General features: G+C 74.6%; 5 protein-coding genes and 3 pseudogenes. 4 read left to right on the top strand and 4 right to left on the bottom strand.

All coding sequences use genetic code 11. The features are described from left to right. Both GPJ59_RS32150 and GPJ59_RS39085 read right to left on the bottom strand, forming a co-directional pair. Positions 1 to 376, bottom strand: a pseudogene (locus tag GPJ59_RS32150) (hypothetical protein); the annotation flags it as partial. A 135-nt stretch (positions 377 to 511) separates the two neighbouring features. Beyond that, a pseudogene (locus GPJ59_RS39085) lies at positions 512 to 574 on the bottom strand (hypothetical protein); the annotation flags it as partial. Between the two features lie 93 nt (positions 575 to 667). On the opposite strand from GPJ59_RS39085, the gene GPJ59_RS32155 reads away from it, so the two are divergent. Continuing rightward, positions 668 to 1,240: a hypothetical protein gene (locus tag GPJ59_RS32155; protein ID WP_219671448.1), complete on the top strand. Its 573-nt coding sequence runs from the start codon at positions 668 to 670 to the stop codon at positions 1,238 to 1,240. 15 nt (positions 1,241 to 1,255) lie between these two features. Here the strand turns inward: GPJ59_RS32155 and GPJ59_RS32160 are convergent, their stop codons facing one another. Next, a complete protein-coding gene (locus GPJ59_RS32160) occupies positions 1,256 to 1,957 on the bottom strand; it encodes an esterase/lipase family protein (RefSeq protein ID WP_219671449.1) in 702 nt (233 codons plus the stop codon). Positions 1,958 to 2,158: 201 nt separating this feature from the next. On the opposite strand from GPJ59_RS32160, the gene GPJ59_RS32165 reads away from it, so the two are divergent. Together GPJ59_RS32165 and GPJ59_RS32170 are read left to right on the top strand one after the other, a co-directional pair. Next, positions 2,159 to 3,196, top strand: a complete 1,038-nt coding sequence (locus GPJ59_RS32165; RefSeq protein ID WP_219671450.1) for a rod shape-determining protein — start codon at positions 2,159 to 2,161, stop codon at positions 3,194 to 3,196. Continuing rightward, positions 3,193 to 4,812, top strand: a complete 1,620-nt coding sequence (locus tag GPJ59_RS32170; protein WP_219671451.1) for a sensor histidine kinase — start codon at positions 3,193 to 3,195, stop codon at positions 4,810 to 4,812. Before GPJ59_RS32165 ends, GPJ59_RS32170 begins: the two co-directional genes overlap by 4 nt. A gap of 27 nt (positions 4,813 to 4,839) precedes the next feature. On the opposite strand, the gene GPJ59_RS32175 is transcribed toward GPJ59_RS32170, so the two are convergent. Beyond that, positions 4,840 to 5,286 carry an Lrp/AsnC family transcriptional regulator gene (locus GPJ59_RS32175; protein ID WP_219671452.1) on the bottom strand — a complete coding sequence of 149 codons (447 nt, stop codon included), beginning with the start codon at positions 5,284 to 5,286 and terminating at the stop codon, positions 4,840 to 4,842. Between the two features lie 70 nt (positions 5,287 to 5,356). Between GPJ59_RS32175 and GPJ59_RS32180 the strand changes: the two are divergent. After that, positions 5,357 to 6,263: pseudogene (locus GPJ59_RS32180) on the top strand (hypothetical protein); the annotation flags it as partial.

Consider the following 6,263-nt stretch of genomic DNA (forward strand, 5'->3'; position numbering starts at 1 on the left):
TCGATCGGATGTCGTCGTGACCGTGAGGCCGTAAACGTGTAACATCGTCGGATGCGTGTGTTGGGCATAAGAGAGAGGTAGTGGCCGCCCGCGCCCCCCGCGGCGCGCCGGCCGGGCTGCGCGCGGCACCGCCGCGGCCGGAGTACGGGGCGGCCAGGACGACGAGCGCATCATCCTCGGCGTCCCCGTCGGTGCCGTCGGTGCCGGCGGGGCCGGAACCGTCGTGGAAGCCGGCCGCGGCGTCGTGGGGGGCCGCCGCGACCAGGACGTCCACGCCGGAACCGGCGGCCGCCACGCCGTAGGAGCCCTGCCGGTCCCCGTAGGGCCCGGGCCGGTCCCCGTAGGCATCCGCCTGGACCCCGTAGTCCGCGTACACCCCCGGCCCGCCCTGGACCGGCCCCGGCGCGAACCCGTACGCGGGTGGCTGCGGCGGCCACCCGGACACACCGGTGGCGCCCTCGGCGGCAACGGCGCCACCGTCGGGCGCGACGGACAGGTACTCGGCAGGGGTCCCGCATCCGGCACAGGCCAGGGCACCGTTGAGGTGTCTGTGGCAGGAGTGGCAGTAGTCCATGGCGCACGCAGGCTATGCGCTCCACCGCAACATACGGATCCCGGAGCTGTAAGGATCCTGTGTGGAAGTCTTGCCTCCGCGAGAGGAGCCGACATGACAGGGGCCTTCGGCACCACCGCCTTCCAGCTGGTGCTGCTGCGGCGGATGGCGGACTTCCAGCCCGGCCTCGCCGAGCAGGCCCGGCTGCGGCTCGGCGCCTCGGTCGCCGACCAGCGCGAGGCGAACAAGCGCTGGCAGGCGATGGTCCGGTCCCCCCGCGCCCGCGGGGCGCTGGCCCGCTACCGGTCGGTCCTCGGCCCGCCCGGGCACACCGAGCCCCGCACGATCGGGGACCTGTCCTGCGAGGCCCACCTCTGGGCGCTGCCGCTCTGGCCGGACCTGCGCTTCGAGGTACTGGCGGCCCCCGACGGGGCGGTGTGGAACGAGTGGCTGGTCCGGGCACCGGGCGCGCCCGCCCCCGCCCTGCACGGGCCGGCCGACCTGCGGCCGTGGGGGGCGACGGTGGACGAGGTCGCACACGCCTTCGCCCCCGTACACCCGATGGAGGGCACCGCTCCCACACGCTGGCGGCTGGCGTTCACCGCACAGGGGCAGCCCTGTGTGGCCGAGTTCACGTACGGCCTCCTCCAACGCTGGGACTGCGGTCCGGGGCAGGGCCGGGCGTGACCGGCGGGCGCCTCGCTACGAGGCCAGGAAGGCCCGGACGCCGGACGTGGTGGTGGCGTCGCCGAGGAGGTCGTTGTGCTTCAGGCAGCCGACGCCGGTGTTGGCCGCGCCGGTCAGCGGCACACTGCCGTCCGGGTTGATCACCTCGTCGCAGTCCGACCAGAAGGTCGCGTACTTCACCGTGCCCGGCGTCTCGTCCCCGGCGGCGAGGTTCTTCTGCACGTACGAGTTCGGGGTCATGTCCCGGCAGGCCTGATCCCACAGCGCGCAGGCCCAGGCCGTGGAGGTGCCGTGGTTCGGGCCGGCCAGTGAGACCCAGTGGTCCACGGTGGCGGCGCCGCCGCCGAACTTCACGTACCAGCGGCTGACCAGCGAGCCGAAGGAGTGGGCCACGACGTCGACGCGGTCCGCGCCGGTCTGCCGGCGGACCTCCTCGACGTACGCGGCGAGCCGCCCGGAGAGCTCCTCGTTCACCGAGCGGTGGGTGTCGTAGCCCCAGGAGAAGAGCTCGGAGTCGGCGTACCCGGCGGCCCGCAGGTCCGCGCGCAGCGCGCCCCAGACCCCGGGGTCGGCGTTGTAGCCGTGCACGAGGACCACCGGGCGGCGCTGGAGCTGCCGCTCCGCGGGCGCGTCGGCGGCGGCCCGCGCCGAAGTCGGTACGAGGAGCGTCAGGCAGAGCGTCAGGAGAGCCGGCACCTTCTGGCGGGCCGTCAGCATCGGGTCCCCCTTACCTCGTTACGCGCGAGTAGCGCGGTTGGTGGGGGCATGGTCGGGCCTGTCGGTACAGAAATCCACCCCTGTGCAGCACCCCCGGGCGGAGCAACCCAACGGGCGGTTCGCCTATAAGACACTGGAATATTCCAATATGACCGGTAATCCGCCGGCCTTCCTGCGTCAGTGTTCCCGGGAGGATCTGCCGTGACCGTCAGTCTTGAGCAGCTGCGCCGCTGCCACGTCGGCGTCGATCTGGGGGCGGCCCGGACCCGTGTGTACGTCAAGGGAGCCGGCCTCGTGGTCGACGAGCCGAGCGTCGCCGCCATCAACACGCGTACGGGCGCGCTCATCGCCGTCGGCAGCTTCGCCGAGCGGATGACCGGCCGCACGCCCGACTACATCCGCGTGGTCCGCCCCGTCTCCGGCGGCACCGTCGTGGACATCGAGATGGCCCAGCGGATGCTGCGCCACCTGCTCGGCGAGAAGCTCCGCCGCACCCTGCGCCGCAAACCGCGGCTGCGGGCCGCCGCCTGCACCCCGCACGACGCCGGCCCGCTCGCCCAGCGCGCCACCGTCGAGACCCTGGTCGGGATCGGTGCCCGACGGGTGGAGCTGGTCGACACCCTGATCGCGGCGGCGGTCGGCTGCGGACTGCCCGTGGAGCAGCCGACCGCGACGATGATCATGGTGTGCGGTGCCGCCGCCACCCAGGTGGCCGTGCTCTCCCTGGGTTCGGTGGTCACCGCCCAGCGGGTGCCGGTGGGCGGCGAGGCCATCGACCACGCGGTGGTGCAGCACCTGCGCCACGCCCACGAGCTGATGCTGCCCAGCCAGTCCGTACGCCCCCTCCAACTGGCCCTGCACGGCAACGGGATCACCGCCGAGGGCCCGGAGTCCACCCTGATCCACGGCCTGGACGTGGCCACCGGCCTGGCCCGTTCGGTGCACGTGGACACGGCGGCCGTGCGGGACGCCATCCACACCCCGCTGACCTCGGTGCTCGACGGGATCGGCAAGGTGCTGCGGGACTGCCCGCCGGACCTGGTCGCCGACCTGACGGACACGGGGATCATGATGGTGGGAGGCAGCGCCCTGCTGCCCGGCCTGGACCAGATGCTGCGGGACGCGACCGGCATGCCCGTGCACATCGCCGAACGGCCGGACGTGTGCGCCGTACAGGGTCTCGGCGCGATGCTGGAAGGAAAGATCACCCCGATGGTTCTCAACCCGCTGTCCGAATGACCCCGCGCGACGCGGGAGCGCCGGGGCCCGGGCAGGAGCTGCCGCGGCCCGGGCAGGAGCTGGAGTCGTCGCGACTGCCGGCCCTGCTGGAGGCGGTGCTCAGCGTCGGCTCGGAACTGGAACTGCGCTCCACCCTCCAGCACCTCGTCGAGTCGGCGACCGAGCTGTGCGGTGCGCGGTACGGCGCGCTCGGGGTCGTCGACCCCGAGCGCGCCCGGCTGACCGAGCTGTTCACGGCCGGGATGACCGACGCGGAGCGGGCCCGCATCCCGCGCCTGCCCGACGGGCGGTCGGGGCTGCTCGGCACGCTCGTACGGGACCCGCGCCCGCTGCGGGTGCCGGAGATCTCCGCGGACCCGCGCTCGGCCGGCTTCCCGCCCGGGCACCCGGTCATGCACGCGTTCATCGGCGTTCCGGTGCACGTCCACACCGAGGTCTTCGGCAACCTCTACCTCGCCGACAAGGCCGGCGGCGGCTCCTTCACGGACGAGGACCTCGCGCTGCTGCGGGTGCTGGCCTCGCAGGCGGGCATAGCCATCGGCAACGCGCGGCTGTACGACACCGCCCGCCGCCGGGAGCGCTGGATCGAGGGCGCGGCCGCCGTCACCACCGCGCTGCTGACGGGCAGCCCCGCCGAGGACGCGCTGATGTGCGTGGCCGAGCGGGCGCGGCTGCTGGCCGACGCGGCGGCGGGGGTGGTGCTCCAGCCGACCGCGGAGGGCGGCATGGAGATCGTGGCCGCCTCGACGCACGACGACCCGGGCGACCTGGTGGGCACCGCCATCGCGCCGGGCAGCGCGGTCCTGGAGCAACTGCTGGGCGGGGAGCCGGTCTTCATCGAGGACTCGGCGACCGATCCGCGGATGACCACCCACGTGCGCGAGCGCTTCGGGCCCAGCATGATGCTGCCGCTGCAGAGCGGGGGCCAGCTGATCGGCACCCTGGCCCTGCCGCGTCACCGCGGCGGCAGGCCGTACGACGCCGTGGACCGGCTGCTGGCCTCGCAGTTCGCCTCCCAGGCCGCGCTCGCCCTGGTACTGGCGGACGCCCAGCACGACCGGGAACAGCTGGCGGTCTACGAGGACCGCGACCGGATCGCGCGGGACCTGCACGACCTGGTCGTCCAGCGGCTGTTCGCGACCGAGATGATGCTGGAGAGCACCCGGCGGCGGTCCTCGAACGCGCCGGCCGGGGACACCGTGGGCGAGGAGCTCGGCCACGCCGTGGACGAGCTCGACTCCACGATCCAGGAGGTCCGCACGGCCATCTTCGCCCTCCAGCAGCCGCCGACCGACGCACCGACGACCTTCCGGGGCCGGGTGCTGCGGGAGACCGCCGGGGCCGCGGCGGTGCTGGGCTTCCAGCCGTCCGTGCAGTTCGCGGGCCCGGTGGACGCGCTGGTCCCGGACGCGGTGGCGGGCGAGCTGCTGACCGTGCTGCGCGGGGCGCTGGCCGCGGCGCACCGCCGGCCGGAGATCACCTCGATCGAGGTGACGGTGGACGCGGACGCGACGCGGGTACGGCTGGCAGTACGGGACGACGGCCGGACCGAGGCGGGGAACCGGGGGAACCGGGGGAACCGTGGGACGGCGGTGACCTGGGAGTCGGCGCTGTAGCCGGGCCACCAGGTCCCGGCGGGCGGTTCAGGACGCGGGGCCCGGGGGGCGGGTCGCGGCGCGGAGGGCGATACGGGTGCTCGACTGGGCCACCCCGGCATCCCGCTTCAGCCGGCGCAGCAGCATGTCGAGCGCGGCCGGGTCGGCGGCGCGGGCCCGTACGAGGTAGTCGTGCTCGCCGGTGACGTGCACCACCTCGGTGATCCCCGGCAGCTTGGCGACCTGCTGCTCGAACTCCTCGTTGGTCGTGTCGAGCCGCAGCGTGACGTCGATGAAGACGACCAGTCCGCCCCCGGAGTCGGCGGCCGGGTCGACGAGCGTGGTGAACCCGCGGATCACCCCGTCGCGGCGCATCCTGCGGACCCGGTCGGCGGCGGCATTGGCACTGAGGCCGACCCGGACCCCGAGATCGCGGTACGAGATCCGCGCATCCTGCTGGAGGATCCCGAGGATTTCCCTGTCGAGGCGGTCCATACCGCGATTGTCGCAGTCCCGACCGATATTCGGCCGCGTCCCGCGACCGCCCGGTCCGAAGCTGCCGGGCATGACGGAACTGATGACTCCCGCCCTGGCGGGCGCGGCCGCGGGTCTGGGCGTGGCGATGCCGATGGGTGCGATGAGCGTGCTGCTGCTCCAGGAGGCGATGCGGGGCCGGCGCGTGGCCGCCGCGGCGGCCGCGGGCATCGCCGCGGTGGACCTCGGGTACGCGGCCCTGGCCACGGCGGTGGGACCGTGGGTCGCCGCCCATGTCACCCCCGTCGAGGCCTGGGTCCGCCTGGCCTCGGCGGCCGTACTCCTGACCATCGCCGCCCACGGCCTGTGGCACGCCCGCACCCCACGCCCACCCGGCGGGACCCACACCTCACGCCCACCCGGGGCGACCTGCGCCTCACGCCCACCCGGGGGGACCTGCGCCTCGACGCCCCCGCCCGCCGGCCCGGCGACCCCGACTGCCGACCCGGCGACGACTGCCGACCGGGCGACGCCTGCCGAGTACGGCGTCCCGGGCGCAGACGGCGGCGCGAACGCGGACCGCGTCCCGGCCGCGGACCATGCCCCGACCAACGACCCGACGACCCCTGCCCCGGACCACGTCCCGACCGGAGACGGCGGCGCGACCGCAGACAGCGGCACGACCGCGGACAGCAGCGCGACCGCGGACCGCGTCCCGACCTCGGACAGCGGCGCGACCGCGGACCGCGTCCCGACCGACGGCCATGCCCCGACCAACGACCCGACAACCGCTACCCCGGACCACGTCCCGACTCCGGACAGCAGCGCGACCGCGGACCGCGTCCCGACCGACGACCCGACAACCGCTGCCCCGGACCGCGTCCCGGCCGCGGACGGCGGCGCGAGCGCGGACCGCCTCCCGACCGCGGACGGCAGCGCGACCGCGGACAGCGTGCCGGCCCTGCCTCTTATACCCATCTCCGAGCCCACGAGACCGG

Origin of the sequence: Streptomyces bambusae (genome assembly GCF_019400985.1) — a bacterium.
Lineage (GTDB): Bacteria > Actinomycetota > Actinomycetes > Streptomycetales > Streptomycetaceae > Streptomyces > Streptomyces bambusae_A.

Bases quoted from the DNA above. Each gene is read 5' to 3' on its own strand.
- GPJ59_RS32155 (WP_219671448.1), top strand. From the start codon at position 668: ATGACAGGGGCCTTCGGCACCACCGCCTTCCAGCTGGTGCTGCTGCGG.
- GPJ59_RS32160 (WP_219671449.1), bottom strand. From the start codon at position 1,957: ATGCTGACGGCCCGCCAGAAGGTGCCGGCTCTCCTGACGCTCTGCCTG.
- GPJ59_RS32170 (WP_219671451.1), top strand. From the start codon at position 3,193: ATGACCCCGCGCGACGCGGGAGCGCCGGGGCCCGGGCAGGAGCTGCCG.
- GPJ59_RS32175 (WP_219671452.1), bottom strand. From the start codon at position 5,286: ATGGACCGCCTCGACAGGGAAATCCTCGGGATCCTCCAGCAGGATGCG.